Annotated in this window: 24 protein-coding genes; 14 read left to right on the top strand and 10 right to left on the bottom strand. The window is 61.8% G+C overall.

Translation table 11 applies throughout. From position 1 onward, the window contains the following. Nucleotides 1–27 precede the first annotated feature (27 nt). From proC to J3456_RS01045, 3 genes are read left to right on the top strand one after another with little or no spacing between them, the layout of a single operon-like run. Nucleotides 28–843 (top strand): pyrroline-5-carboxylate reductase, encoded by an 816-nt coding sequence (gene proC / locus J3456_RS01035; protein ID WP_349578528.1) that lies wholly within the window; start codon nt 28–30, stop codon nt 841–843. Further along, nucleotides 836–1,174: a tRNA-binding protein gene (locus tag J3456_RS01040; RefSeq protein WP_349578529.1), complete on the top strand. Its 339-nt coding sequence runs from the start codon at nt 836–838 to the stop codon at nt 1,172–1,174. The genes proC and J3456_RS01040 overlap by 8 nt, the downstream gene beginning before the upstream one ends. Next, a complete protein-coding gene (locus tag J3456_RS01045) occupies nt 1,171–2,121 on the top strand; it encodes a 2-hydroxyacid dehydrogenase (protein WP_349578531.1) in 951 nt (316 codons plus the stop codon). The genes J3456_RS01040 and J3456_RS01045 overlap by 4 nt, the downstream gene beginning before the upstream one ends. Here J3456_RS01045 and J3456_RS01050 read toward each other — a convergent pair. Next, nucleotides 2,118–2,699 (bottom strand): thymidine kinase, encoded by a 582-nt coding sequence (locus J3456_RS01050; RefSeq protein WP_120351703.1) that lies wholly within the window; start codon nt 2,697–2,699, stop codon nt 2,118–2,120. The genes J3456_RS01045 and J3456_RS01050 overlap by 4 nt on opposite strands. Before the next feature lie 87 nt (nt 2,700–2,786). Further along, nucleotides 2,787–3,911 (bottom strand): beta-ketoacyl-ACP synthase III, encoded by a 1,125-nt coding sequence (locus tag J3456_RS01055; RefSeq protein ID WP_349578533.1) that lies wholly within the window; start codon nt 3,909–3,911, stop codon nt 2,787–2,789. Between the two features lie 416 nt (nt 3,912–4,327). Here J3456_RS01055 and J3456_RS01060 point away from each other — a divergent pair, with 416 nt between their 5' ends. The 3 genes from J3456_RS01060 to J3456_RS01070 are packed head-to-tail and all read left to right on the top strand — an operon-like array spanning nt 4,328 to nt 7,097. Beyond that, nucleotides 4,328–6,010 (top strand): TadE/TadG family type IV pilus assembly protein, encoded by a 1,683-nt coding sequence (locus tag J3456_RS01060; RefSeq protein WP_349578534.1) that lies wholly within the window; start codon nt 4,328–4,330, stop codon nt 6,008–6,010. Continuing rightward, nucleotides 6,007–6,537, top strand: coding sequence for a TadE/TadG family type IV pilus assembly protein (locus J3456_RS01065; RefSeq protein ID WP_349578535.1), 531 nt, complete (start codon nt 6,007–6,009; stop codon nt 6,535–6,537). The genes J3456_RS01060 and J3456_RS01065 overlap by 4 nt, the downstream gene beginning before the upstream one ends. Further along, entirely contained in the window at nt 6,534–7,097 is a 564-nt protein-coding gene (locus tag J3456_RS01070; RefSeq protein WP_349578536.1) for a TadE/TadG family type IV pilus assembly protein, read from the top strand. The genes J3456_RS01065 and J3456_RS01070 overlap by 4 nt, the downstream gene beginning before the upstream one ends. 54 nt (nt 7,098–7,151) lie before the next feature. Here J3456_RS01070 and carB read toward each other — a convergent pair whose 3' ends face one another. Both carB and J3456_RS01080 read right to left on the bottom strand, forming a co-directional pair. Further along, entirely contained in the window at nt 7,152–10,511 is a 3,360-nt protein-coding gene (gene carB, locus J3456_RS01075) for a carbamoyl-phosphate synthase large subunit (protein ID WP_349578537.1), read from the bottom strand. A gap of 157 nt (nt 10,512–10,668) precedes the next feature. Next, on the bottom strand, nt 10,669–11,454 hold the full coding sequence (locus J3456_RS01080; RefSeq protein ID WP_349578538.1) for an alpha/beta fold hydrolase: 786 nt from the start codon (nt 11,452–11,454) through the stop codon (nt 10,669–10,671). Nucleotides 11,455–11,507: 53 nt separating this feature from the next. Between J3456_RS01080 and J3456_RS01085 the strand changes: the two genes are divergently transcribed. Continuing rightward, a complete protein-coding gene (locus J3456_RS01085) occupies nt 11,508–11,882 on the top strand; it encodes a hypothetical protein (protein WP_120351696.1) in 375 nt (124 codons plus the stop codon). Nucleotides 11,883–11,900: 18 nt separating this feature from the next. Here the strand turns inward: J3456_RS01085 and J3456_RS01090 are convergent, their stop codons facing one another. Together J3456_RS01090 and glyA are read right to left on the bottom strand one after the other, a co-directional pair. Then, on the bottom strand, nt 11,901–12,299 hold the full coding sequence (locus J3456_RS01090) for a (R)-mandelonitrile lyase (RefSeq protein WP_067916484.1): 399 nt from the start codon (nt 12,297–12,299) through the stop codon (nt 11,901–11,903). Between the two features lie 270 nt (nt 12,300–12,569). Next, nucleotides 12,570–13,847, bottom strand: coding sequence for a serine hydroxymethyltransferase (gene glyA, locus J3456_RS01095; RefSeq protein WP_349578540.1), 1,278 nt, complete (start codon nt 13,845–13,847; stop codon nt 12,570–12,572). A 181-nt stretch (nt 13,848–14,028) separates the two neighbouring features. Here glyA and J3456_RS01100 point away from each other — a divergent pair, with 181 nt between their 5' ends. Beyond that, nucleotides 14,029–14,790, top strand: coding sequence for an NAD kinase (locus J3456_RS01100; protein ID WP_067267283.1), 762 nt, complete (start codon nt 14,029–14,031; stop codon nt 14,788–14,790). Nucleotides 14,791–14,932: 142 nt separating this feature from the next. Then, nucleotides 14,933–15,130 carry a CsbD family protein gene (locus tag J3456_RS01105; protein ID WP_067937510.1) on the top strand — a complete coding sequence of 66 codons (198 nt, stop codon included), beginning with the start codon at nt 14,933–14,935 and terminating at the stop codon, nt 15,128–15,130. Nucleotides 15,131–15,195: 65 nt separating this feature from the next. Here the strand turns inward: J3456_RS01105 and J3456_RS01110 are convergent, their stop codons facing one another. From J3456_RS01110 to J3456_RS01120, 3 genes are all read right to left on the bottom strand, one after another. Continuing rightward, the gene (locus J3456_RS01110) at nt 15,196–16,437 is read right to left on the bottom strand and encodes a saccharopine dehydrogenase family protein (protein ID WP_349578541.1); all 1,242 of its coding nucleotides are present in this window, start codon (nt 16,435–16,437) and stop codon (nt 15,196–15,198) included. A gap of 19 nt (nt 16,438–16,456) precedes the next feature. Then, nucleotides 16,457–17,551, bottom strand: a complete 1,095-nt coding sequence (locus J3456_RS01115) for a carboxynorspermidine decarboxylase (RefSeq protein WP_349578542.1) — start codon at nt 17,549–17,551, stop codon at nt 16,457–16,459. 228 nt (nt 17,552–17,779) lie between these two features. Next, nucleotides 17,780–19,672: a propionyl-CoA synthetase gene (locus J3456_RS01120; protein ID WP_349578543.1), complete on the bottom strand. Its 1,893-nt coding sequence runs from the start codon at nt 19,670–19,672 to the stop codon at nt 17,780–17,782. A 189-nt stretch (nt 19,673–19,861) separates the two neighbouring features. On the opposite strand from J3456_RS01120, the gene J3456_RS01125 reads away from it, so the two are divergent. Both J3456_RS01125 and J3456_RS01130 read left to right on the top strand, forming a co-directional pair. Further along, a complete protein-coding gene (locus tag J3456_RS01125; protein WP_349578544.1) occupies nt 19,862–20,623 on the top strand; it encodes a MipA/OmpV family protein in 762 nt (253 codons plus the stop codon). A gap of 142 nt (nt 20,624–20,765) precedes the next feature. After that, nucleotides 20,766–20,876, top strand: a complete 111-nt coding sequence (locus J3456_RS01130; protein WP_067267274.1) for a malic enzyme — start codon at nt 20,766–20,768, stop codon at nt 20,874–20,876. Between the two features lie 58 nt (nt 20,877–20,934). On the opposite strand, the gene J3456_RS01135 is transcribed toward J3456_RS01130, so the two are convergent. Further along, the gene (locus tag J3456_RS01135; protein ID WP_349578545.1) at nt 20,935–23,208 is read right to left on the bottom strand and encodes an NADP-dependent malic enzyme; all 2,274 of its coding nucleotides are present in this window, start codon (nt 23,206–23,208) and stop codon (nt 20,935–20,937) included. 220 nt (nt 23,209–23,428) lie between these two features. On the opposite strand from J3456_RS01135, the gene J3456_RS01140 reads away from it, so the two are divergent. The 3 genes from J3456_RS01140 to J3456_RS01150 are packed head-to-tail and all read left to right on the top strand — an operon-like array spanning nt 23,429 to nt 26,320. After that, nucleotides 23,429–23,821 (top strand): cytidine deaminase, encoded by a 393-nt coding sequence (locus J3456_RS01140; RefSeq protein ID WP_349578546.1) that lies wholly within the window; start codon nt 23,429–23,431, stop codon nt 23,819–23,821. Between the two features lie 4 nt (nt 23,822–23,825). Continuing rightward, nucleotides 23,826–25,130: a thymidine phosphorylase gene (locus tag J3456_RS01145; protein WP_349578547.1), complete on the top strand. Its 1,305-nt coding sequence runs from the start codon at nt 23,826–23,828 to the stop codon at nt 25,128–25,130. Further along, nucleotides 25,130–26,320 carry a phosphopentomutase gene (locus tag J3456_RS01150; protein WP_349578548.1) on the top strand — a complete coding sequence of 397 codons (1,191 nt, stop codon included), beginning with the start codon at nt 25,130–25,132 and terminating at the stop codon, nt 26,318–26,320. The genes J3456_RS01145 and J3456_RS01150 overlap by 1 nt, the downstream gene beginning before the upstream one ends. Nucleotides 26,321–26,326 lie beyond the last annotated feature (6 nt).

Below are 26,326 nucleotides of genomic sequence, written 5' to 3' on the forward strand. Positions count from 1 at the left end.
GTCCCCGAACAACTTCGGGGGATGACGATGAAAGACGGCAGAGTGGCGCGCGACGGCTTGGTTTTGCTGGGCTGTGGCAAAATGGGATCGGCCATGTTGGAAGGCTGGCTGGCAAAGGGACTGCCCGCAAGCTCGGTTTGGGTGGTAGACCCCAAGCCCTCCGATTGGTTGCAAAGCACGGGCGTGAACCTCAACGCCACGCTGCCTGCCGCTCCGGCCGTGGTGCTGGTGGCGGTTAAGCCGCAGATGATGGCGGATGCGCTGCCGACGCTTCAGGCGATGGGCAACGGCGAGACGCTTTTCGTCAGCGTCGCAGCGGGCACCACCATCGGCTATTTCGAAAACGTCCTCGGCGGCGACACACCCATCGTGCGGGCCATGCCCAATACCCCCGCTGCCATTTCCAAAGGGATCACCGCCATCGTTGGCAACGCCAAGGCGGGCAGCCGATCTTTGGATGAGGCCGAGACCCTGCTCAGCGCCGTGGGGGATGTCGTACGTCTGTCCGAAGAGGCGCAGATCGACGCGGTCACGGGGGTCAGCGGCTCGGGCCCGGCCTATGTCTTTCACATGATCGAATGCATGGCCGCCGCCGGGGTGGCCCAAGGCTTGCCCGAAGAATTGGCCATGCAATTGGCCAAGGCGACCGTGGCCGGGGCAGGGGCGCTGGCGATGCAGGCCGAAGAAGACCCCGCCCAGCTTCGCGTCAACGTGACCAGCCCGAATGGCACCACCCAAGCGGCGCTTGAGGTTTTGATGGATGAGACCGAAGGCTTCCTGCCCTTGTTGAAACGCGCCGTGGCCGCTGCCGCGGACAGATCGCGGGAACTGGCCAATGGCTGAGATCACTTTTGACGATTTTCTCAAGGTCGACATTCGCGTGGGCACCGTGACCCGGGCCGAAGCCTTCCCCGAGGCGCGCAAACCGGCGATCAAACTCTGGGTGGATTTCGGCGCTGAGATCGGGGAGCGTAAGACCTCTGCCCAGATCACGGCGCATTATACACCCGAGACGTTGGTGGGGCGACAGGTCGTTGCCGTGGTGAATTTCCCCGCGCGCCAGATCGGGCCTTTCATGTCCGAAGTGCTGGTGCTTGGTCTGCCGGATAAGGACGGAGAGATCGTGCTGTTGTCGCCCGATCAAAAAGTGCCCGAAGGAGGGCGGATGCATTGAAAAAGATACTGATTGCCAGGCCCTTGCCCAAAGAGGTCACCAGCACCTTGACGGGCTGCGAAGTAACCGTTCGCGGGGAAACCGCGCCCCTCTCGGCCGAAGAAATGCGCGCGGCTTTGCGCGACTATGACGGGGTGATGCCGACCTTGGGGGATGTGTTCTCGGCCGAAGTCTTTGCCGATGTGCCCGCCCCGCGCTGCAAGATCCTCGCCAATTTCGGCGTTGGTTATAATCATATCGACGCCGCGGCGGCCCGCGCGGCGGGGGTGGAGGTGACCAACACCCCCGGCGCTGTCACCGATGCGACGGCGGATGTCGCCATGACGCTGATGCTGATGTCCGCCCGCCGCGCCGCCGAAGGGGAGCGGTTGGTCCGCGCGGGCGCGTGGGAAGGGTGGCACCCGACCCAGATGCTGGGGCTGCACCTGACCGGCAAGCGGGTCGGCATCGTCGGCATGGGTCGGATCGGGCAGGCCATCGCGCGGCGGTGTCACTATGGGTTCGAGATGCAGGTCAGCTATTTTAACCGCAGCGCGAAGGAGGTGGAGTTCCCGGCCACCCGTGTCGAAAGCCTGACTGCGCTGGCGGAGGCTGTTGATGTGCTTGTCGTGGCCGTGCCCGGCGGCGGTGCGACGCGGCATTTGATCGATGAGGCCGTGCTCGGGGCGATGCAGCCCCATGCGCGTCTGATCAACATTGCCCGCGGCGATGTGGTGCAGGAGGCGGCGTTGATCGCGGCCTTGCAAGCGGGGCGCATCGGCGGCGCCGGGCTGGATGTCTATGAATTCGAGCCTAAAGTGCCGGAGGCGCTGCGGGATCTCGACAATGTCGTGCTGCTGCCGCATCTAGGCACAGCGGCGCATGAGGTCCGCGTCGATATGGGGCTGATGGCGGTGGCCAATCTACAAGCCTTTATCGACGGAAGCACCCCGCCGAACCGGGTTTAGCCATCGCCCACGGCGGCGCGCCAGTGTTTGCGGCAGAGTGAGACATAGGTCTCGTTCCCGCCGATCTGCACCTGCGCGCCGTCCCGCATCGCTTGCCCTTCGGCGTCGCGGCGCACCACCATCGTGGCCTTCTTGCCGCAGTGGCAGATGGTGCGCACTTCGCGCATCTCATCGGCCAGCGCGAGCAGCGTGGCAGAGCCGGGGAAAAGCTCACCCCGGAAATCGACCCGCAGCCCAAAGCACATGATCGGCACGCCCAAATCATCCACCGCGCGGGCCAGTTGCCAGACCTGCTCGACCTCAAGAAACTGCGCCTCATCGACAAAGATACAGGCGCAGGGGCCTTGCTCCAACCGGCTTTCGATTTTGGCCAAAAGGTCTTCGCCCGGGGCGAAGGTATCGGCCTCTTGCCCGATGCCGATGCGCGAGGCGATGCGCCCTTCGCCAGCGCGATTGTCGAACTGCGCGGTCAGCAAAAAGGGCACCATGCCGCGCTCCACATAGTTATGCGCCGCCTGTAGCAGCACAGTGGATTTGCCAGCGTTCATGGTGGAGTAATTGAAGTAGAGCTTTGCCATGGGCAGGGTGTTACGCCGCCCATGACAGCGGATCAAGATAGAAACCCCGCCTCAATCTCGCAGGCGGGCGGGGCAAGGCGCGGGCGGTTAACCGCGCTTTTTAACGATCACCGATCCGACGGAATAGCCCGCGCCGAAAGAGCAGATCAGTCCTGTGTCCCCGTCTTGCAGGTCATCGGAATTCTTCGCGAAAGCGATGATCGAGCCAGCGGAGGAGGTATTGGCGTAGTCTTGCAGAATGTTGGGCTGTTCGCCCTGCTCAGGCTCCCGGCCCAGCACCTTGCGCCCGATGAAATCGTTCATCGATTTGTTCGCCTGATGCAGCCAAATGCGTTTAAGGTCGTCGGAGACCAGCCCATTGTCGGCCATATGCCCGCCGATATGATCGGCCACCATGGGCAACACTTCCTTAAACACTTTGCGCCCATTCTGCATGAACTGCATATCGCGTCGGTCGCTCAGCCCGTCGGGGCGGGACCGGCGGAGGAAGCCGTTGTTGTTGCGGATGTTGTTGGAATACTCAGTCGCGCATCGGGTGGAGATGACATCGAAACAGGGGCCTTCGACATCTTCGGCACGCTCCAGCAGCGTGGCGGTGGCGACATCGCCAAAGATGAAGTGGCAATCCCGGTCGCGCCATTCGAGGTGGGCGGAGCAAATCTCCGGGTTCACCACCAAGGCAGAGCGGATAGAGCCAGAGCGGATCATATCCGCCGCCGCCTGAATGCCAAATGTGGCCGAAGAACAAGCCACATTCATGTCGAAGGCAAATCCCTTCACGCCCAGAAGCTCTTGAATTTCGATGGCCACGGCAGGGTAGGCGCGCTCAAGATTGGAAGCCGCGCAGATCACCGCATCCACATCTTCGGCGGTCTTTCCAGCGGCGGCGAGCGCCTTTTGTGCAGCATCAACGGCCATTTCCGCCATCAGGGAGGGTTCCTCATCCGCGCGCTGGCGCAGCAGGGGATGCATGACATTAGGGTCCAACACGCCGGATTTGTCCATGACATAGCGCTGCTCGATGCCGCTGGCTTTGACGATGAACTCTTCCGAAGAATGCGCCTTGGCCTCTAGGGTGCCCGCGTCGATCGCCTCGGCATTCTCGGCGTTGTAGAGGTCGGCATAGGCGTTGAAGGCTTCGACCAGTTCGGCGTTGGTGATGGTCTGCTGAGGCGTGAAAACGCCCGTGCCGGTGATGGCGGCTTGATACATCGGTGTGATCCCTTTCTCTCCAACGGCGTGGCTGGTCTACTAAAGCTGAGCAGCCCCGGTGGAATTGCAAGGGGCCGTTGTCATGGTCGGCGCACGCTGACGCAGGGGGCAGCAAGGTGCAGGTTCCATAGTTTAGCGAAACCGCGCAGGACTTGCCACGGCTTTGAGGTGGCAGGCGTGTGAATGCCGCTACAGTTGCAAAATTTGAGCGCCTAGGGCGATACGCGCTGGCTTGACTATGCAACCGCTAGGGCGCAGTGATCGCTCGTTAGCAATCATTAATTGAACAAGACAGACAGATTTTTTTAGGGCAGCGGCCATTTCGGCGCGTGATTTACAGGTCCACCAATGGCGGATGCCGCAGCCTAGAGCACAGAATTTACTTACGATTTCAACCTCCGAAAAAGAGAGGTGTCATGAGGCGCAAAGTTATTAGTCGAATGCTTTTCGATCGGGTGAAGCGGTTTTCCAAAGACGAGGCCGGCGGGATGCTGGTCCTCATGTTGGTCGTGTTTTTCGGCATTACGATCTTTGGCGGTCTCGCCGTGGATCTGGCGAACCACGAGCGGACGCGGACCACATTTCAGACCCATCTCGACAACGCCGTGTTGGCCGCGGCCAGCCTGTCGCAAGACCTCGACCCCGAAGAGGTCGTGCGCAGCTACCTGACTTCTGCGGGGCTTGACCCATCCGAGGTGGCGATCGACACGAGCGAAGAGAAGATCGGCGGCATTCTGGTGGGGCGGACGGTCGAAGCCTCGCTTCCCGCCGGGCTGAACACCTATTTCTTCCGGTTTTTCGACATCGACACGCTTGGCATGACGGTTACGTCAGAGGCGACCGAGCGGGTGGAAGATATCGAGATTTCGCTCGTGCTCGACGTGTCGGGCTCGATGAATGAAAGGACCAGCGACCGCAGTAGGATGATCAAGCTTGACCTACTCAAAAATGCGGCCAGTGATTTTGTTGAGACGATCCTGAGCGATTCCGAAGAGGGGCGTGTATCGATTTCTATCGTTCCGTATTCGACCAAGGTGAATGCCGGAGAAGAGCTTCTTAGCCAATATTCAGTAACGGAGGAACACGCATATTCAGACTGTGTTGATTTCGATGCGGATGATTTCATCCAATTAGGGTTAAGCACAAGCAAGGAGCTACAGCGCACAGGCCATTTTTTGATCGGAAATATGTCCGCATGGTATCCCACCGCAGGACAGTGGGTCTGCCGATTTGATGCCGGTTTTCCCATTACCCCGCTGTCCAGCTCGGTGCGTGAATTGCAAGCTCAGATTGCGGCTTTAACGGGGGAGGGGTCGACCTCAATTGATATCGGGGCCAAGTGGGGGTTGGCATTGCTTGACCCTTCCGCACAAGTCCCCGTGGCAAATTTGGTTACATCAGGGCGCATTGAGCCGGAGTTTCGAGGCCGTCCGCACCCCTATGACGCCGATAACAGTATGAAGGTTTTGGTCTTGATGACTGACGGCGAGAACCGTGAGGAATACCGGCTTCACCCAAACTATACGTCCGGCCCATCTGGGGTGACGCGAACCAGTGTAGGAAATACAGACTACTATACTGTAGATTCTCCCGAAAATTCCTATGAAAACGATGGGCAGTACCCCTATCCAGAAAGATACTTCTACGCCACCCATTCCTCTTCCAATGACCGAATTTGGAGCGATTACAGGCTAATTGACCATCCAAATTTCGGTGATGCATGGCGCGCGGAAGAAGAGGACCTGACTTGGCCTCAGGTTTGGGCCGAAATGTCCCCCTATTACTTTGGTTACAACCTATATGGCATCCGACGGCGTTCAGGTGCTGCAAATCGAGCCATAGATTTCCGAGACTATGTAACCAACACAACCAGTGCGAGCGAGAAGGACCGGCGGCTGCGTCAAATCTGCGGTGTCGCAAATACCGCTGGGGTCGTGGTCTATTCCATCGGTATGGATGTCGACAGTACCAATTCGCTCAACCTCCTGAAAGATTGCGCCTCATCCGAGGCCCATTACTTCGACGTTCAGGGTTTGGAAATTCAAACCGCATTCGACATGATCGCCGCATCCATCTCTATGCTGAGGCTGACGAAATGATCCGCTTTCTCAAAGACCGCTTTCGCCGGTCCGAGGCGGGCGGGGTCACCGTTGAGTTCGTCATCTTGTTGCCGCTGGTCTTTTACTTCTTTTTCCTCGCGCTTGAGACCGGCCTGTGGAGCGCGCGTGAGATCATGCTGCGCCGTGCCACGAATTTGGCGGTTCGGGACGTGCGTTTGGCGACCGGCGCCACGCCGGGCTATGACGCGATGAAGGCGCTGATTTGCGAGCGTTCGGTCTTTGATGCGGGCTGCCTGGAGAATATCCGGATCGAGATGCGCGCCTTGCCGATTGCCGATTGGGCCGATTTGAGCGGCCCTGCGCCTTGCGTGGACCGGGACGAAGATTTCGATCCCGCAAACGGTTTTCTACCCGGCCAGCAGAACAATCTGATGATGATGCGGGTGTGTCGTCTTTTTGAGCCGCTTTTGCCGGGGACCGGTTTAGGCCGTCAACTGCCCGAAGGGTCCGACGGGCAATATGGCGTGCGGGTCACCACCGCTTTCGTAACGGAGCCACGCGGATGAGGGCGATTTCATTAAAGCGTTTTTTCCAGTCCGAAGAGGGCAGCCAGACAATTGCCTTCTTGGTGTTGCTGCCTTTGTTGGTCTGGTCGATCATGGCGATGCTGACCTTTACGGATGCGTTTCGGGTGCGCGGGATGGCGACCGATGCCGCCGCCGTCATCGCCGACAGCCTGTCGCGCCAGACAACGCCGATCACCGCCGATGATCTCTTGGGGCTGCAATCGGTCGCAGAGCAGCTCACCGGGTATGAGGTTTCTTTGCGGATCACTCAGGTGCGCTGCATTCTGGACTGTGACAGTCTAGGCCGTCGGATCCTCGCAGTGGATTTCTCGCAGGGGATCGGTCTGGACAGCCTGCTCGATCTCGACTTTGTCGCCGGTCTCTCGCGTGAGCGCGTGCCGCTGATGGCCGATGGCGACCGTCTGGTGCTGGTCGAGACAAGTTTTACCCACGAACCGATTGCGCAGATCGGCTTGGAGGCCAAAGAGGTCAGCGTGTCGCACGCCACACGGATGCGTTTTGCGCCCCAGCTTTGCTGGATAAGGTGCATCATCAGCTAAGCGGGCACTGTGCCGCCTGAAAAAAGGGGCTGCCCAATGGACAGCCCCGATTTCTTACCCCTGAAGTGCTTTCACACCGATTGCATCCTCGGCCTGCGCCTTGATCGCCAGTGCCGCGGCATGGGCGCCTGCGGCGGTGGTGAAATAGGGGATCTTGTCATAGAGCGCGATGGAGCGGATCGACTTGCTGTCTTCGACCGCCTGCGCGCCCTCGGTGGTGTTCATCACCAGATGCACATCGCCGTTTTTCATCATGTCGGTGATGTCGGGGCGGCCTTCGTAGACCTTATTCACCACATCGCAGGCATGGCCATTGGCGGTGAGCCATTCTGCGGTGCCGCGGGTGCCGATCAGGGTAAAGCCTTGGCCCAGCAGGATTTCCGCGGCCTCCAGCATGTTCTGGCCCTTGTCGGCGTCCTTGACCGAGAGGAAGGCACAGCCGTTGCGCGGCAGTGGGTTGCCCGCGCCCATCTGCGCCTTGAGGAAAGCGCGGGGGAAGTCGCGGTCCCAGCCCATGACCTCGCCGGTAGAGCGCATTTCCGGCCCCAAAAGCGTGTCGACGCCGGGGAAACGGGCGAAGGGCAGCACCGCTTCTTTGACCGAGAACCACGGCATATTCGGGTCGGCCAGTGTCATCGGATCGCCCAGCGGAAGGGTGTCTTCATATGCGGCTTGATCGGGGTAGGGCGGGCGCTGCGGGAAGTTGCTGAGCGGCTCCCCAGCCATGATCCGCGCGGCGATGGAAGCGATGGCGCTGTCCGTCGCTTTGGCCACGAAGGGCACAGTGCGCGAGGCGCGGGGGTTGACCTCAATGAGGTAAATCTCACCGTCCTTCACCGCGAACTGGATGTTCATCAGGCCCACGACGTTAAGCGCTTTTGCCAGCGCGCGGGTCTGCTCTTCGACCTCTGCGATGATCTCGCGCGGGAGCGAGTAGGGCGGCAGGGAGCAGGCGCTGTCGCCGGAATGAACGCCCGCCTCTTCGATATGTTGCATGATGCCCGCGACATGGACATTCTCGCCGTCGCAGAGGGCGTCGACATCCAGCTCAACCGCGCCCGAGAGGTAGCTGTCGAGCAACACGGGGCTGTCGCCGGACACGACCACCGCGTTGGTGATGTAGCGCTCAAGGCTGGCTTGGTCGCGGACGATCTCCATCGCGCGGCCCCCCAGAACGTAGGAGGGGCGGATCACCAGCGGAAAGCCGATTTCCTTGGCGATTTCCATCGCTTCGGCGTCGGAATGGGCGATGCCGTTGTGTGGTTGTTTCAGGCCAAGGTTCAGCACAAGCTGCTGGAAACGCTCGCGGTCTTCGGCCAGATCGATCATGTCGGGCGTGGTGCCAAGGATCGGGATGCCGGCCTCTTGCAGGCCGTTGGCAAGCTTCAAGGGGGTCTGGCCGCCGAACTGAACGATGACGCCGTGCAGCGTGCCGTTCTCCTGCTCGACGCGCAGGATTTCCATGACGTGCTCAAAGGTCAGTGGCTCAAAGTACAGACGATCCGAGGTGTCATAGTCGGTCGAAACCGTCTCGGGGTTGCAGTTGACCATGATGGTCTCATAGCCCGCGTCGGTCAGCGCATAGCAGGCGTGGCAGCAGCAATAGTCGAACTCGATGCCCTGGCCGATGCGATTTGGGCCACCGCCGAGGATGACGACCTTTTTGCGGTCTGATGGCCGCGCTTCGCATTCCGCCTCGCCCATCAATGGGCTTTCGTAGGTGGAGTACATGTAGGGGGTCTGCGCTTCGAATTCGGCGGCGCAGGTGTCGATGCGTTTGAAGACGGCTTTGACACCGAGAGCCAGCCGCGCGTCGCGAACCTGCGCTTCGCGGCTGTCGGTCAGCATGGCGAGCCGGGCATCGGTGAAGCCCATCATCTTCAACTCGCGGAAGGTATCGGCATCGTCGGGCAAGCCGCTGGCACGGATGCCCTCTTCGGCTTCGATGATCTCGCGGATGCGGGCAAGGAACCACGGGTCGAACATCGTGTGTGCGTGCAGATCGTCGTCGGACATGCCGTGACGCATCGCTTGGGCAATGGTGCGCATTCGGTCGGGCGTGGGCGCCGACACGGCTTTGATCAGCGCTGCCATATTCTCTGGCGCGTCGCCGGGCAGGTCGCTGTTGAGACCGGTGATGGCCACTTCGTCAAAGCCGGTGAGGCCCGATTCCATCGACGCCAGCGCCTTTTGCAGGCTTTCGTGGATGGTGCGGCCGATGGCCATGGTCTCGCCCACCGATTTCATCGCGGTGGTGAGGTAAGGCTCGGCGCCGGGGAATTTCTCAAAGGCGAATTTGGGGATCTTGGTGACCACATAGTCGATGGTCGGCTCGAAAGACGCGGGCGTAACGCCGGTGATGTCGTTGTCGAGCTCGTCCAGCGTGAAACCCACGGCGAGCTTCGCCGCGATCTTGGCGATGGGGAAGCCGGTGGCCTTGGACGCCAGCGCCGAGGAGCGCGAAACGCGCGGGTTCATTTCGATTACGACCATGCGGCCATCGGCGGGGTTCACGGCCCATTGCACGTTGGAGCCGCCGGTCTCCACCCCGATCTCGCGCAGCACGGCGATGGAGTGGTTGCGCATGATCTGGTATTCTTTGTCCGTGAGCGTCAGGGCTGGGGCCACGGTGATGCTGTCGCCGGTATGCACGCCCATCGGGTCGATGTTCTCGATCGAGCAGACGATGATGGCGTTGTCGGCGGTGTCGCGCACCACCTCCATCTCGTATTCTTTCCAGCCCAGCAGCGACTCATCGACGAGGATTTGCCCCATCGGCGAGGCGTCCATGCCTGAGCGGCAGTAGAATTCATAATCCTCGCGGTTGTAGGCCACGCCGCCGCCGGTGCCGCCCATGGTAAAGGCGGGGCGGATGATCGCGGGCAGGCCGACGTATTCCAGCGCCTCAAGGGCGAGGTTCACGCCAGCGGCGAGGTCTTTCTTGCCGTCCTCGCGCTTGGGCGCGGTGACGATGGTGGCTTTGGGGTTTTCGATGCCCAAACGGTCCATCGCCTCGCGGAAGAGCTTGCGGTCTTCGGCCATTTCGATGGCTTCGCGCTTGGCACCGATCATCTCGACGCCGAATTTCTCAAGCACACCCATCTCTTCGAGCGCGAGCGAGGTGTTCAGCCCGGTTTGGCCGCCCATGGTGGGCAACAGCGCGTCGGGGCGCTCTTTTTCGATGATCTTGGCGACGATTTCAGGTGTGATGGGCTCGATATAGGTGGCATCGGCGAGCCCTGGATCGGTCATGATCGTGGCCGGGTTGGAGTTGACGAGGATGACGCGGTAGCCTTCCTCTTTCAGCGCCTTACAGGCTTGAGCGCCGGAATAGTCAAACTCGCAGGCTTGTCCGATGACAATCGGCCCCGCACCAATGATCATGATCGACTGGATGTCGGTACGTTTCGGCATGGCGGCCCCCTAAATTTGCAAATTGTCCTGCCTTATAGGCAAGGCGGCTCTGGCTGCAAGGGGGGAATGGCCATCACGGCCCGAGAAATAAGGGTGGCGTTGTGGCTTCACCCCCTCAAGGGCAGCGATCCGGGGGCTGCTGGGGCTGCTGAAGGGATCAGCTTGGCTGGTCGGACCCTTCGGTATTGAGGAAGATGCGCAGCGTCGCCTCGAACTCGCGCGGTTTTTCTGCGTGAAGCCAATGCCCCGCGCCGGGGATTTTGGCAAAGCGCGCCTGCGGGAAAAGCGCCTTGATCGCCTCGCGGTGTTCGGACTGGACATAGTCCGAGGCCCCTCCCGAGAGGAACAGGGTCGGCCCCTCGAACTGCCCGCTCACGTCCTCGGGCCAGCCAATGATCTTGGGCATCTCAGCCTCGAGCGCGTCAAGGTTCAGCCGCCAGCGTTTTCCGGGCACGTCGAGCGATTGGGTAAAGAAGCTCTGCAGCGCGCGCTCTACCCCGGCTGTGGCCAGTTGCGCTTCGGCGTCCGAGCGGCGTTCGATCTGGGTGAGGTCCACGCCGCGCATGGCGTCGATGAACATCTGTTGTGTGTGGCCATAGGTGACGGGCGCGATATCGGCGACGATCACCCGGCGCAGCAGATCGGGCTGGGTCAGCGCCAGCATCATCACCGCCTTGCCGCCCATGGAGTGACCGCAGATGTCCACCGGGCCGCCAAGATGCGTGATTACCTCGGCCAGATCCTGCGCCATCTCGGGGTAGCTATGGGTGTCGTGATGCGGGCTGCTGCCGTGGTTGCGCATGTCCACCGTGACGACGTGGCGCTCGTCTGACAGGCGTTTCGCGATGACGCCCCAGTTGCGGCCAGAGCCATAGAGGCCATGAACGATAAACAGGGACGGACGGTCGGCGGCGGCTTCGCCATATTCGGTGTAATTCAACATGCGGTCAAATTACGGGCATTGCAGCCCGGGGACCAGAGCGATTAGATGCACGCATGATTGACCGCCAAGATTTCAACACCCGCGCCGAGGCGCTGCGCCCCCTGTTCGAGGATCGGCTGCGCATCAAAGCCCGCGATCTGCGCGAGGCGTTTCACCGCGCCGGGCCGGAACTGCCGCGCGGCATTCGCGGCGATGGGGTGTTGCTGAGCAAGACCGAACATCTGGTCGCCAACCCTCATATCGCCCGCCAGTTGGAGGATGCCCCCGTTTGGGCGGCCTTCAACCGGGTCACGGCGCATCTGCGTGAGATCGACCCCAAGGCCCGGCGGCGCGGGATCATTCTGGATCGCTTGGCGGGGGTGGCCTTTAACATCCTCGTGGTTTTCGTGGGCTTCGTGATCTGGCTTTGGTGGCGCGGCTACGTTTAAGCCGCCGCGCCCAAGGGCTCAGGCCGGGTCGTAATCCGCGTCCGTCACCTTTTCCATCCATTCTACAGCCTCGCCGACCTGCGCCTCTTGCAGAGCGATATGGGTCATGGCGCTGTCTGGCGCGGCGCCGTGCCAGTGTTTCTCTCCGGGCCCGAACCAGACGACATCGCCTTTGTTCAGCGTTTGCACCGGGCTGCCTTCGGTCTGGGCGCGGCCGGTGCCTTCGGTGACGATCAGGGTCTGGCCCAAGGGGTGGACATGCCACGCCGTGCGCGCTCCGGGCTGGAAGGTCACCGTCACCCCGCGCAGGCGCGCGGGGGCCGGGGCAGAGATCAGCGGGGCCATCTCGACCTCTCCGGTGAAGTAATCTTCGGGGCCGGGTTCAGAGGGGCGGCTGCCTTTGGGGTGAATGATCATGCGGTTCTCCTTTGCAGAAGAATGTGGCGCGGGGAGGGGGGATCGGCAAGGGGAAGCGTAACAATGCACCAGAGGGCAGCGCCGGACCGCGGGTGAGCATCACAAGCGATGTCGATACCACTTAATTTCTCAAGTTTGATGTGGGGTTGGTTTGGCTTGTGCCGCTGCAAAAGCGCCCGCCCATGGGGCGGTCGGGTGCTGCCCGGCGGCGCGGGGCGCCTTGATTCCGGGCAAAGAAAGGCCCCCGCATCCCTGCGAGGGCCAAACTTCTCAGAGGTTCGGATACATCGGGAAACGCTGGCACAGCGCTTCGACTTTGGCGGCGACTTTCGCCTCAACCTCGGCATTGCCTTCAGCACCATTGGCCGCAAGCCCGTCGACCACTTCGATAATCCAATCGGCGATCTGGCGGAACTCAGCCTCACCAAAGCCGCGCGTCGTGCCAGCAGGGGAGCCGAGACGGATGCCCGAAGTTATCATCGGCTTTTCGGGATCAAACGGCACGCCGTTCTTGTTGCAGGTGATATGCGCCCGGCCCAGAGCCTTTTCGGTGTCGTTGCCCTTCACGCCTTTCGGGCGCAGATCGACCAGCACCACATGGGTGTCGGTGCCATGGGTCACGGTGTCGAGGCCACCTTTGATCAACTGATCCGACAGCGCCTGCGCATTGGCGATGACCTGCTTGGCGTAGGCTTTGAACTCGGGGCGCTGTGCTTCGCCAAAGGCCACGGCCTTGGCCGCGATCACATGCATCAAGGGGCCGCCCTGAATGCCGGGGAAAATGGCGGAGTTGATCTTTTTCGAGATCGCTTCGTCATTGGTCAAGATCATGCCGCCGCGCGGGCCGCGCAGGGTCTTGTGTGTCGTGGTCGTCGCCACATGCGCGTGCGGGAAGGGGGAGGGGTGCTCACCCGCCGCCACGAGGCCCGCGAAATGCGCCATATCGACCAGCAGGTAGGCACCGACGCTGTCGGCAATCTCACGCATTTTGGCAAAGTCGATTTGGCGCGGAATGGCGGAGCCGCCGGCGATGATCATTTTGGGCTTATGCTCGGCAGCCAGTTCGGCAACCTGATCGTAGTCCAACAGGTTGTCCTGCTTGCGCACACCGTATTGTACGGCGTTGAACCATTTGCCGGATTGGTTCGGCTTGGCCCCGTGGGTCAGGTGACCCCCGGCATCAAGGCTCATCCCCAGAATGGTGTCGCCGGGTTGCAGCAGCGCGGTAAAGACACCTTGGTTCGCTTGGCTGCCCGAGTTCGGCTGGACGTTGGCGAATGCGCAGTCGAACAGCGCACAGGCGCGTTCGATGGCAAGGTTCTCGGCCACGTCGACATGCTCGCACCCGCCATAATACCGACGGCCCGGATAGCCTTCGGCGTATTTGTTGGTCATGATGCTGCCCTGCGCCTCGAGCACCGCAGCAGAGACGATGTTCTCGCTGGCGATCAACTCGATCTCGTCGCGCTGGCGGCCCAGTTCGGCATCAATCGCAGCGGCGAGGGCCGGGTCGGAATCAGCAAGAGATTTGGTGAAGAAATCGGACATCAGGGGATCCTCATTGGGGCTGGTTTCGCGTGTTGCCTATCGGAAACGCGGGCCGAGGTGAAGGCTGTAAACCGACAGGTTGCAAGATATGTGCGTCAACACTGGTGGCGCGCGGAATAATGTGATTGTTTTGGCCCCAAACGCCGATGATCGGAAACTTCGCCGGAATGAGCCTGCTGACATGTCTCTAAAGATCGCTTTTGTGGCCAGCCGGGCCAGCGTGGCCCAAACGGCGCGGGCCGCTTTGATAGGGCGCTATGGTGACGTGCCCCTGCGTCAGGCCGAGGTGATCGTGGCCTTGGGGGGTGACGGCTTCATGCTGCACACGCTGCACAGCACCCAAGACATGGACGCGCCGGTCTATGGGATGAACCGCGGCACCATCGGCTTTTTGATGAACGCTTACCGCGAGGGCGACTTGCAAGCGCGGCTGGCGGCGGCGGAAGAGGCGGTGATCAACCCTCTGGTCATGCGTGCCACTCATATCGACGGGACCATCTCGACCGCGCTGGCGATCAATGAGGTGTCCCTGCTGCGTGCCGGGCCGCAGGCGGCCAAGCTGCGCATCACGATAGATGGGCGGCAGCGGATGGAGGAACTGGTCTGTGATGGGGCGCTGGTCGCGACGCCTGCGGGCTCCACCGCCTATAACTATTCCGCGCATGGGCCGATCCTGCCAATTGGTTCGGACGTGCTGGCCTTGACCCCGATCGCCGCCTTCCGTCCACGCCGCTGGCGCGGGGCGTTGCTGCCGAAACGGGCGACGGTGCGCTTTGATGTGCAAGAGCCGCAAAAACGCCCCGTGATGGCGGATGCCGACGGGCAATCGCACCGCGATGTGACCACGGTTGAGGTCTCTTCGGATCCAAGCGTGAGCCATCGGATCCTCTTCGATCCCGGTCATGGGTTGGAAGAGCGGTTAATCTCGGAACAGTTCAACTAACGTCCCCCGTCACTGCGGCCCTGCAGACGGCGTCTTTCCGCCTCTGCGCTCCTCCGGCAGGGAACCCTGACTTCGCGCCAGCGTTGTGCCTGCAAGAGCGGGACAATCCCGCATCTTCACAGCCTATGAAAGGAGACCTGACATGAATTGGGACCGTATCGAAGGCAATTGGAACCAGATGACCGGCGCGGTGAAATCGCAATGGGGTGATCTGACCGATGATGAAATCACCGAAGCGCGCGGCAATCGCGAGCAACTGGTGGGTAAGATTCAAGAACGCTATGGCATCGCCAAAGATGAGGCCGAGCGTCAAGTCGATGACTTCGCTGCGAAATACTAATTTTCGTAGCTGGCATTAAAAAAGGCGACCCCCTCGGGGGTCGCCTTTTGCGTTTCAAGAGAGGCTCACGCCTCGTGCCAAGCGCGGTCGCCCTTGTCGTCATTCACGCGGGTCGGCAGGCCAATGTCATCCAGCAGGTCGAACAGCGGTTTCGGGTCCAGTTCTTCGACATTGACCATGGTGGCGGTGTCATAGGTGCCATCGGCGATCAGCATCGCAAAGGCCACGGGCGGCACACCTGCGGTGTAGGAAATGCCCTGGCTGCCGACCTCGTTATAGGCGTCCTTGTGATCGGCGACGTTGTAGACGAAAACCTCAACCTCCTCGCCGTCCTTCACGCCTTTCACCAGGTCGCCGATGCAGGTTTTGCCGGTGTAGTTCGGCGCAAGGCTAGACGGGTCGGGGAGTACGGCTTTCACTACCTTCAGCGGTACGACTTCCAGCCCCTCGGCAGTGGTTACCGGCTGCTCGGACAGGAGGCCGAGGTTCTGCAGTACGGTGAAGACATTGATGTAGTGATCGCCAAAGCCCATCCAGAAGCGCACATCGGCCTCGGGGTAGTTCGCGGCCAGCGAATGCACCTCATCATGGCCCGACATATAGGCTTTCTGCTTGCCGACCACGGGCAGGTCCCATTCGCGGCCCACTTCGAACATCTTGTTCTCTTGCCACGCGCCTTCCTGCCAGCTGTAGACTGTGCCGGTAAACTCGCGAAAGTTGATTTCGGGGTCGAAGTTGGTCGAGAAATACTTGCCGTGGTCGCCTGCGTTGATGTCGACGATGTCGATGGATTTGACCTCGTCCATGAACTCATCAACCGCGAAACGGGCGAAGGCATTGACCATGCCCGGATCGAAACCAGCGCCTAGAATCGCGGTCACACCCGCCTCGGCGCAGGCCTCGCGGCGCTTCCATTCGTAGTTGCCATACCACGGCGGGGTCTCGCAGATTTTGCGGGGGTCTTCGTGGATCGCGGTGTCGATATAGGCGGCACCGGTGTCGATGCAGGCCTGCAGCACGGTCATGTTCACGAAAGGCGAGCCCACGTTGATCACGATCTGGCAGCCGGTTTCCTTGATCAGGGCGGCGACAGCGTCGGTGTCCATACCGTCGACTTCGTGCGCCTTGAACACGCCGTCCTGTTTCATCGCGTTTTTCTCATGCACGCTGGCGATGATCGCCTCGCATTTGGAAACCGTGCGGCTGGCGATATGAAGCTCACCCAAACGATCATTATTCTGGGCACATTTATGCGCCACAACCTGTGCGACGCCGCCCGCGCCGATGATAAGAACATTGCGTTTCATAGTGTTGACCTCTTTCTTGTCACGACAGGGCGGCGGCGAAATCGTCATAGTCGAAATCGCGCACCATTCGGGTGGTTCCGTCCAGCTCGCGTACTGCGATGCCGGGCATTTTGACGCCGTTGAACCAGTTTTTCTTTACCATCGTGTAACCGGCAGCGTCTTGGAACGAGAGGCGGTCGCCCGCCTTCAGCGGCGCGTCAAAACGGAACTCGCCAAAGATATCGCCCGCAAGGCAGGATTTGCCGCAGATCATCCATTCGTGGTCGCCTGTGTCGGGCGCGATCATGGCCGGTTCGCGGTAGATCAGCAGATCGAGCATATGCGCCTCGATCGAGCTGTCGACGATGGCAAGGTTCTTGCCGTTGTGCATCGTGTCGAGCACGGTGACCTCCAGCGTCGCCGCCCCGGTGATCGCGGCCTCGCCCGGCTCAAGATATACCTGCACGCCAAAAGCTTCGGCGAAGGATTTCAGCCGCAGCGCCAGATCATCAAGCGGGTAGTCCGCCCCGGTGAAATGGATGCCGCCGCCAAGGCTGATCCAGTCCATCTTATGCAGCACTTCGCCAAAGCGGTCTTCGATCAGGGTCAGCATCTCGTCGAACCGCTCGAAACTCTCGTTCTCGCAGTTGTTGTGGAACATCAGCCCGCTAATCCGGTCTGCGACCGCGTCAATCGCCGCCGGGTCATGCTCGCCCAGACGGCTGAACGGCCGCGCGGGGTCGGCAAGGTCGAACTCGGAGGTCGAGACGCCGGGATTCGCCCGCAGGCCGCGGATGTGGCCCGAGGATTGGGTGTCGAACTTGTCGAGCTGGCCGATGGAGTTGAAGATGATCTTGTCGGCGTGGCTCAACACCTCGTCGATCTCATGCTCGGCATAGGCGACGGAATAGGCATGGGTCTCACCGGGGAATTTCTCGGCCCCCAGCCGCACCTCGTAGAGCGAGGAGGAGGTCGAGCCGTCCATATATTCTGACATGAAGTCGAAGACCGACCATGTGGCGAAGCATTTCAGCGCCAGCAGGCAACGGGCGCCTGAAAGGGCGCGAAGGCGGGCGATCTTCTCCATATTGTCGCGGAGATTGGCCTTGTCGATCAGGTAATAGGGTGTCTGCACGTCGAAAACCTTTCTGCGCGGCCGGAGGGCAAGCTCCGGGAGGGAAAAGACCCACTGAATGTGCTGTCGTGGTTGGCCCCGCTAGAGGGCATTTCCGGTGGCGCTTCGCATATTTCGCGCAAGCAACGCAATTGTAAAAAAAACGCGCGGGCTGGACGGCACGCGCGTTTCCTTGGGTCTGAGTTTAGCGCCAGTCCTGCAAAGGTCCACCGCCATAGGTCTGATTGGTTAGCTTTGCGGGTAGCCGATGCCCCTTAGCGCGTCACGAATCTCGTCCAGAATCGCAGGGTCGTCGATGGTCGCGGGCGGCTTGAAATCCTCCCCATCCGCGATTTTAACGATGGTCGCGCGGAGGATCTTGCCCGATCGGGTCTTGGGCAGGCGGTCCACTACCACGGCCTGTTTAAAGGCGGCGACGGGGCCGATCTGCTCGCGCATTCGGGTGACGCATTCCGCGACGATTTCCTCATGCGGGCGGTCGACGCCTTTGGTGAGGCACAAGAAACCAACGGGCGATTGGCCCTTGAGGTCATCACTGACCCCCACAACCGCGCATTCCGCCACATCGGGGTGGCCCGCTAGAACCTCCTCCATCGCGCCGGTCGACAGGCGGTGGCCCGCGACGTTGATCACGTCATCGGTGCGCGCCATGATCCAGACATAGCCGTCCTCATCAATCCGGCCCGCATCGCCGGTCTCGTAATAGCCGGGGAAGGTGGTGAGGTAGGATTTGCGAAAGCGGTCATCGGCGTTCCACAGGCCTGGCAGGGTGCCGGGGGGAAGGGGGAGTTTGATGGCAATCGCGCCCAACTCTCCGGCAGGCAGTGGTTCGCCCCGCTCGTCAAGGATTTGCACGTCATAGCCCGGCATCGGCACGGTGGGGGAGCCGACCTTGACCGGCAGCGCCTCAAGCCCTGCGGGGTTGCCGACGATGGTGTAGCCCGTTTCGGTCTGCCACCAGTGATCGTAGACCGGTTTGCCCAGCTTTTCCTGCGCCCATTCGACGGTATCCGGATCGGCCCGTTCCCCCGCGAGGTAAAGCGCACGCAGGCTGGAGAGGTCGTATTTTTTGATCTCTTCGCCCTTGGGGTCTTCGCGTTTTACGGCGCGGATCGCGGTGGGGGCGGTGAAGAAGCTCGACACGCCATGCTCTTCGATCACCCGCCAGAAGGTGCCCGCATCGGGGGTGCCAACGGGCTTGCCCTCGAACACAACGGTGGTGTTGCCAGCGATCAGCGGGGCATAGCAGATGTAGCTGTGGCCCACGACCCAGCCCACGTCTGACGCGGCCCAGAACACCTCGCCCGGATTGACGTTATAGATGTTCTTCATCGTCCAGTTCAGCGCCACCAGATGCCCCGCTGTGGGGCGCACCACGCCCTTGGGCGCGCCGGTGGTGCCAGAGGTGTAAAGGATATAGGCCGGGTGGTTCCCCTCAACCGGAACACAAGGCGCGGGACGCACGCCATCTTGGGCGGCGTACCAGTCGATATCCCGCTCGGGGTTCAACTCACAGGGTTTCTGGCCCCGTTGCAGAATGATGCAGGTGTCAGGCTTATGCGTGGCCTGTTCGATGGCGCCGTCCAGCAAAGGTTTGTAATCCACCACGCGGGATGGCTCGACCCCGCAAGAGGCGGCTATGATCGCCTTGGGTTTGCAATCGTCGATCCGCACCGCCAGCTCGCTTGAGGCAAAACCGCCAAAGACCACCGAATGGATCGCGCCAATCCGGGCGCAGGCCAGCATCGCCTCAACCGCTTCGGGGACCATGGGCATATAGATCACCACGCGGTCGCCTTTCTCGATGCCTTGGGCCACCAGCGCCCCGGCGAGCGAGGCGACATGTGCCTGCAATTCGCTATAGGTCAGGGTCGATTTATTGCCGGTGATCGGGCTGTCATAGATGATCGCCACGCGCTTGCCGTTGCCCTGTTCCACATGGCGGTCCACAGCGTTGTAGCAGGTGTTTACACTGGAATCGGCGAACCACTCATAGATAAGGTCGCCCCGGTCAAACAGGGCGCGCGTCGGCGCGATGTCCCAATCGATCGCCTCTGCCTGCTCCAGCCAATAGGCTTCCGGATCGGCCTGCCAGCGGTCGTAGGTGTCGCGGTATCCCATGGTGTTCCTCCTCCTGTTGCACTGTGCGGCAAACCCGCGGGCCGGGTATAGCTGTACTGACGCGCAAATATTTCCAGCCACTCTGGCCGCTTAGAAAGATTTCGGCAAGCGGATCGCTATTGTTCCTGTCAGTTGCGGCGCGTCATGCTAGATTGCCTCGAAACCCTATTACCTTTGGAGCCTGCCCACATGCGTCTCGCCCTTTCTCTGCCCCTTGCCTCCTGCCTCGCCATGGTTGCCGCGCTGCCGGTGGCGGCGCAGGACCGTTCGTTTAACTTCGCCCTGCGTGGCGGGGTGGGGGCGGCACCTGATTATCCGGGCGCCAGCAGCTACCGCGCGACGCCGGATTTGGCCTTTACCTTTGGCTCGATCGAATGGGGCGGGCGCAAGATCGGCACCAACATCGGCGAAGCGCCCAAAACCGGTTTCGGTTTTACCGGCGCGTTCCGCTATCTGGGCGAGCGTGACAGTTCCGATCACCCCAAACTAGCGGGGCTTGAGGATATCGACGCCGCGGTCGAACTTGGCTTTGGCGTGGTCTACCGCGAGGTGAACTGGCAGGTCTTCGGCAAAGTGCGCCAAGGGTTTGGCGGGCATGAAGGCGTGACCGGCGACATCGGCGCTGACGTAATCTTCCGCCCCGATGAGCGTTGGACCATCACCGCAGGCCCGCGTTTCAGCCTTGGCAATGACACCTACGCCGACACCTACTTCGGCGTCGACACGGCCACGCCGACCTTGGCGGCCTATGAGGCCGAAGGCGGTCTGCTAGGGGCGGGCGTCGAAGTGCAGGCGACCTACCGCTTGGATGAGGCATGGGCGCTTGAGGGGGCCGTGGCCTATCAACGTCTGCTGAATGACGCGGCCGACAGCCCGATCACGCAGGCCGGTTCTGATGATCAATGGACCATGCGCATCGGCGTCAGCCGCGCGTTCAACTGGCGGTTCTAAGCGGCATTGCGCCGCCTTTCGGGGCGGCGCTTCGTTTGCGACATCATGGTCGAAAACGGATTAGCGTGAGGCGCGCTTTTTGCCATGATGAGGGCAGGCGCGGCATGAGGCCAGCGCCCCTCGCATGACAAAGGGCCCGACCATGGGTGACAAAATCGGCAATAAGAAGAAGCAAGCCAAGGCCGCGGCAAAACCCGCCGCCAAGGCCCCGTCCTCCGTCGCGGACATCAAGCCCGCCACGCCCCGTAAATAAACCTATTCCCGACCACGTAGCGCCGTCCCCCGAAGGGGGCGGCGTTTTGCTTGGGGGCTTAGCCGTAATGCGCGACCGGTGTGCCCGCGATGGCACCCACGTTGAGCAGCCCGCGCGCGGTGATCGAGGGTGAGACGATATGCGCCCGGTTGCCCATGCCCATTAGGATCGGTCCAACCTCAAGCCCATCGCCCTTCATTTTTAAGATGTTACGCACGCCCGAGGCCGCATCGGCATGGGCGAAGACCAGCACATTGGCGGCCCCTTCCATCCGGTTGCAAGGCAGCAGCCGCGCGCGCAATTCCGCATCAAGCGCAGTGTCGATGTTCATCTCGCCTTCATAGACGAAATCGTGGTTGCCTGCGTCGAGGATTTGCAGCGCCGCGCGCAGGCGTTTGCCCGACCCTTCGCCCTGATTGCCAAACTGGCTTTGCGAACAAAGCGCGACTTTAGGCTCAATCCCAAAGCGCCGGACGTGGCGGGCGGCCCCGATGGCAATCTCGGCGATCTGTTCGGGGGTGGGGTGCAGGTTCACCTGCGTATCCGCGATGAACAGCGGGCCGTCTTCGAGGATCATCATGCTCAGCGCGCCATGCGGGCGGAAACCGTCGCGGCCCAGCACCTGATTGACGTAGTTCAGATGCCAGCCAAACTCGCCAAAGGTGCCGCAGATCAGGCTGTCGGCCTCTCCGCGATGCACCATGACTGCGCCGATGGCGGTGGTGTTGGTGCGCATGATCGCCCGCGCGATGTCGGGGCTGACGCCGCGGCGGCACATAAGGCTGTGATAGGTCTCCCAATAGTCGCGGTAGCGCGGGTCGTTTTCGGGGTTCACCAGATCGACGTTCTGACCCAGTTGCAGGTTCAACCCGGCCTTTTCGATGCGCCGTTCGATCACCTCGGGGCGGCCAATGAGGATGGGCCGTTCCACCGTCTCTTCGATGATCGCTTGGGCGGCGCGCAGCACGCGCTCGTCCTCGCCTTCGGCAAAGACCAGACGGCGCGGAGAGGAGCGGGCGGATTCGAAGACCGGCCGCATGATCAGCGCGGATTTGAAGACCGACCCGTCGAGTTTGCGTTTGTAAGCGTCGAGGTCTTCGATGGGCCGTGCGGCCACGCCCGTTTCCATCGCGGCCTTGGCCACGGCAGAGGATACCACACCGATGAGGCGCGGATCAAAGGGCTTCGGGATCAGGTAATCGGCTCCAAAGGTGAGTTGCTCGCCCTGATAGGCCGCTGCCGCTTCGGCGCTTGTCGTGGCGCGGGCGAGGGCGGCGATACCGTCGATACAGGCGATCTTCATCTCGTCGTTGATCGTGGTCGCGCCCACATCCAGCGCACCGCGAAAGATGAAGGGGAAACACAGCACGTTGTTGACTTGGTTGGGAAAATCGCTGCGGCCGGTGGCGATAATCGCGTCGGGTGCCACGGCGCGGGCCAGATCGGGCAGAATTTCGGGCGTCGGGTTCGCCAGCGCAAAGATGATCGGGCGTTTGGCCATTTTCGCGACCATTTCAGGCGACAGCACGCCGGGGCCCGACAGGCCAAGAAAGAGGTCCGCCCCGTCGATCACATCGTCCAGCGTGCGCAGATCGGACTTCTGCGCATATTCCGCTTTGCTGGGGTTCATGTCCTCGGTCCGGCCTTCATAGACCAGCCCGTTGATGTCACACAGCCAGACGTTTTCACGCTTCACACCGAGTTTCAGAAGCATGTTGAGGCAGGCGATCCCCGCCGCCCCGCCACCGGTCGAGACGATCTTGATGTCCTCGAACTTCTTGCCCGCCACATGCAGCGCGTTTTTCGCAGCGGCGCCGACGACGATGGCGGTGCCGTGTTGGTCATCGTGGAAAACGGGGATGTTCATCCGCTCGCGGCAGATTTTCTCGACGACGAAACAATCGGGGGCTTTGATGTCTTCGAGGTTGATCGCGCCGAAACTCGGCTCCATCGCGCAGACGATTTCGGCCAGTTTTTCGGGGTCGGCTTGGTCCAGCTCGATGTCAAAGCAGTCGATATTGGCGAACTTTTTGAAGAGCACGGCTTTGCCCTCCATCACCGGTTTGGAGGCCAGCGCCCCGATATTGCCCAGCCCCAGCACCGCGGTGCCATTGGTAACCACGGCCACCAGATTGCCGCGCGAGGTATAGCGGGCGGCGGTGTCGGGGTCGTTCTTGATCTCGATGCAGGCCTCGGCTACGCCGGGTGAATAGGCGCGGGCCAGATCGCGGCCATTGGCCAGCGGTTTGGTCGCGCGGACCTCCAGCTTACCGGGCCGGGGGTGTTCGTGGTAGTCCAATGCTGCTTGGCGCAAGTTGGGGGTGTCGGACATCGTTCATGCTCCTCCCGAATAATGGTTTAGCGTTAAACTAATTTTTGCGCGCAAGCAAAGCGGCATTTCAGGGGGGCGATCTTCACGGCAGGTGGCTTTGCCCCAGCGTCGTCCTTGCGGGTCATTTTACGCAGGCTTTATGAGGCGATTAAGGTGACATGTGGTTTTGCATCGCACAGGGCGGGGCAATTTTCTATAGTCCGAAAAAAGGGAGAGCCTAATGACTGATTTGCGCGAAGCGGCTGTGATGGTGCGGGAAAATGCCCATGCGCCCTATTCGAATTTCAAGGTCGGTGCGGCGATCCGCACGGCGTCGGGCGCGGTGTTCAGCGGCTGCAATGTCGAAAACGTCGCCTACCCGCAGGGCACCTGTGCCGAGGCCGGGGCGATTGCCGCCATGGTCGCGGCGGGCGAGCGTGAGATCGCCGAGGTCTATGTCGTGGCGGGCAGCGATCTGCCGGTGACCCCCTGCGGCGGTTGCCGCCAAAAACTGGCCGAGTTTTCGGGCGACAAGGTGTCGGTGACAATGGCGACCGTAGCGGGAAAAGAGCAGAAGATGACCATGGGCGACCTGCTGCCGGGGGCCTTTGGCGCCGCCCATATGCAGGGTTAACCCCATGAGCGCGCGAGATATTCTAGCGCGGCTGCGCCATGGTGAGGCATTGGACGTAGAGGCGCTGACTTGGATGGCCCGAGCGCTGGCCGATGGCCGTGTCAGCGACGCGCAGGCCGGGGCCTTTGCCATGGGCATCTGCCTCAATGGATTGGACCAGCAGGGCCGGGTGGCGCTGACCCTTGCGATGCGCGATTCGGGGCAGGTGTTGGACTGGGATTTGAACGGTCCCGTGCTCGACAAACACTCCACAGGCGGCGTGGGCGACTGCGTGTCGCTGATCCTCGCCCCGGCGCTGGCGGCTTGCGGCGCTTATGTGCCGATGATCTCGGGCCGGGGTTTGGGGCACACGGGCGGCACGCTGGATAAGCTGGAGGCGATCCCCGGCGTTAGCACGCAATTGGAAGAGGCGCAGTTTCGCGCGGTCGTGCGGGACGTGGGCTGCGCCATCGTCAGCGCCAGCGGCGACATCGCCCCGGCGGATCGGCGGCTTTATGCGGTGCGGGATGTGACCTCGACCGTGGATTCGCTTGATCTGATCACCGCCTCGATCCTATCGAAAAAGCTTGCCGCTGGGCTGGATGGGCTGGTGCTGGATGTAAAGGTCGGCTCGGGCGCTTTCATGAAAGAACTGTGGCAGGCGCGCGCCTTGGCCGAAGCGCTGAGCGGCACCGCCACGGCGGCGGGTTGCCCCACGACGGCGGTGATCAGCGACATGAACCAGCCGCTGGTGCCGAGCCTTGGCAACGCGCTGGAAGTGGCCGAGGTGATGCGGGTGTTAAGCGGGGCGGCCACCGGGCCAATCCTTGATGTAACGGCTGAACTGGGAGGCGGTCTGCTCGCCAATGGCGGTCTGGCCGCGAGTGCCGAGGCCGGGGCCGATGCCCTGCGCACGGCGGTCGCCGATGGCCGCGCATTGGATCATTTCACCCGCATGCTGAGCGCCATGGGCGCGCCCGCCGATTTCGCCGAAAACTGGGCGCGCATCCTGCCCAAAGCTCCGGTGATCCGCGCTGTCCCTGCGCCGCGCGGCGGCACCGTCAGCGCGATCGACGGGGCGGCACTTGGCATGGCGGTGGTCAATCTCGGCGGTGGCCGGGTGATTGAGGCGGACCAGATCGACCCGGCAGTGGGCCTGTCGGAAGTGCTGCGCTTGGGCGATGAGGTCCGTGTGGGCCAGCCCATGGCGCTGATCCATGCGGCGGGGCCAGAGGCGGCGGATGCGGCAGAGGCGGCGGTTTTGGCGGCAATGACGCTGGGCGATACGCCGATCAAAGCGCCGGAATTGATTTTGGAAAGGATCGGCTGATGGGACGTGCATTCTTGGTCGTGATTGATTCCGTGGGTATCGGCGGCGCGCCGGACGCGGGGGATTTCTTTAACGGCGATCTGCCCGATACCGGGGCCAATACGCTGGGCCATATCGCGCGGGCCTGTGCCGCGGGAAAGGCCGAAGAGGGGCGGAGCGGGCCGCTTGCCCTGCCGCATCTTGACCGGTTGGGGCTGGGCGCTGCGCTGACGCTCGCCAGCGGGATGGAGGCGCCGGGTTTCTGTGCGACACCAGAGGGCCGCTGGGGTGCCGCGACGGAAATCTCGCAGGGCAAGGATACCCCCTCGGGCCATTGGGAGTTGGCGGGGTTGCCGGTGCCTTGGGCTTGGCATTACTTCCCGGATGAAGCACCGGCATTTCCGGTGGGCCTGACCGAAGAGGTCGCGCGGCTGTCGGGCACCGATGGCATCTTGGGCAATTGTCATGCCTCAGGCACGGCGATCATTGAGCGGCTGGGGGCAGCGCATTGCGAAAGCGGCTGGCCGATCTGCTATACCTCCGCCGACAGTGTTTTCCAGATCGCCGCCCATGAAGAGACCTTTGGCCTCGACCGCCTCCTGAAGCTTTGCGAGGACATCGCACCCCGCCTGCATGAGATGAAGGTGGGCCGTGTCATCGCGCGGCCCTTCACCGGCGAACCGGGCGCATTCCAGCGCACCGCGAACCGCCGCGACTATGCCATCATGCCGCCGAAACCAGTCTTGACCAATTGGGTGCAAAACGCCGGGGGGCGGGTCTATGCGGTGGGCAAGATCGGCGACATCTTTACCATGCAAGGCATTGATGAATTGCGCAAAGGACCGGATGCCAAGCTGATGGACCATCTGCATGATCTGGTGGAAGAGGCCGAAGACGGCAGCCTGACCTTCGCCAATTTCGTGGAGTTCGACAGCCTTTATGGCCACCGCCGCGATGTGTCGGGCTATGCCCGCGCGCTGGAGTGGTTCGACCGTGAGATCGGCAAGGTCATCGACGCGCTGCGCGAGGGGGACATGCTGGTCGTGACGGCGGATCACGGCAATGATCCGACATGGGCAGGCAGCGATCACACGCGCGAAAGGGTGCCGGTGCTGGTCGCCGGGACCGGGGCAGGGGAGTTGGGTCAGATCGGTTTTGCTGATGTGGCAGCGCTTGTCGCCGGGCATCTGGGGGTAGAGGTGCCAGCCTAGCCGCGC

Origin of the sequence: Sulfitobacter sp. NFXS29, from assembly GCF_040148765.1 — a bacterium.
In the GTDB taxonomy this organism is placed as follows: Bacteria; Pseudomonadota; Alphaproteobacteria; order Rhodobacterales; family Rhodobacteraceae; genus Sulfitobacter.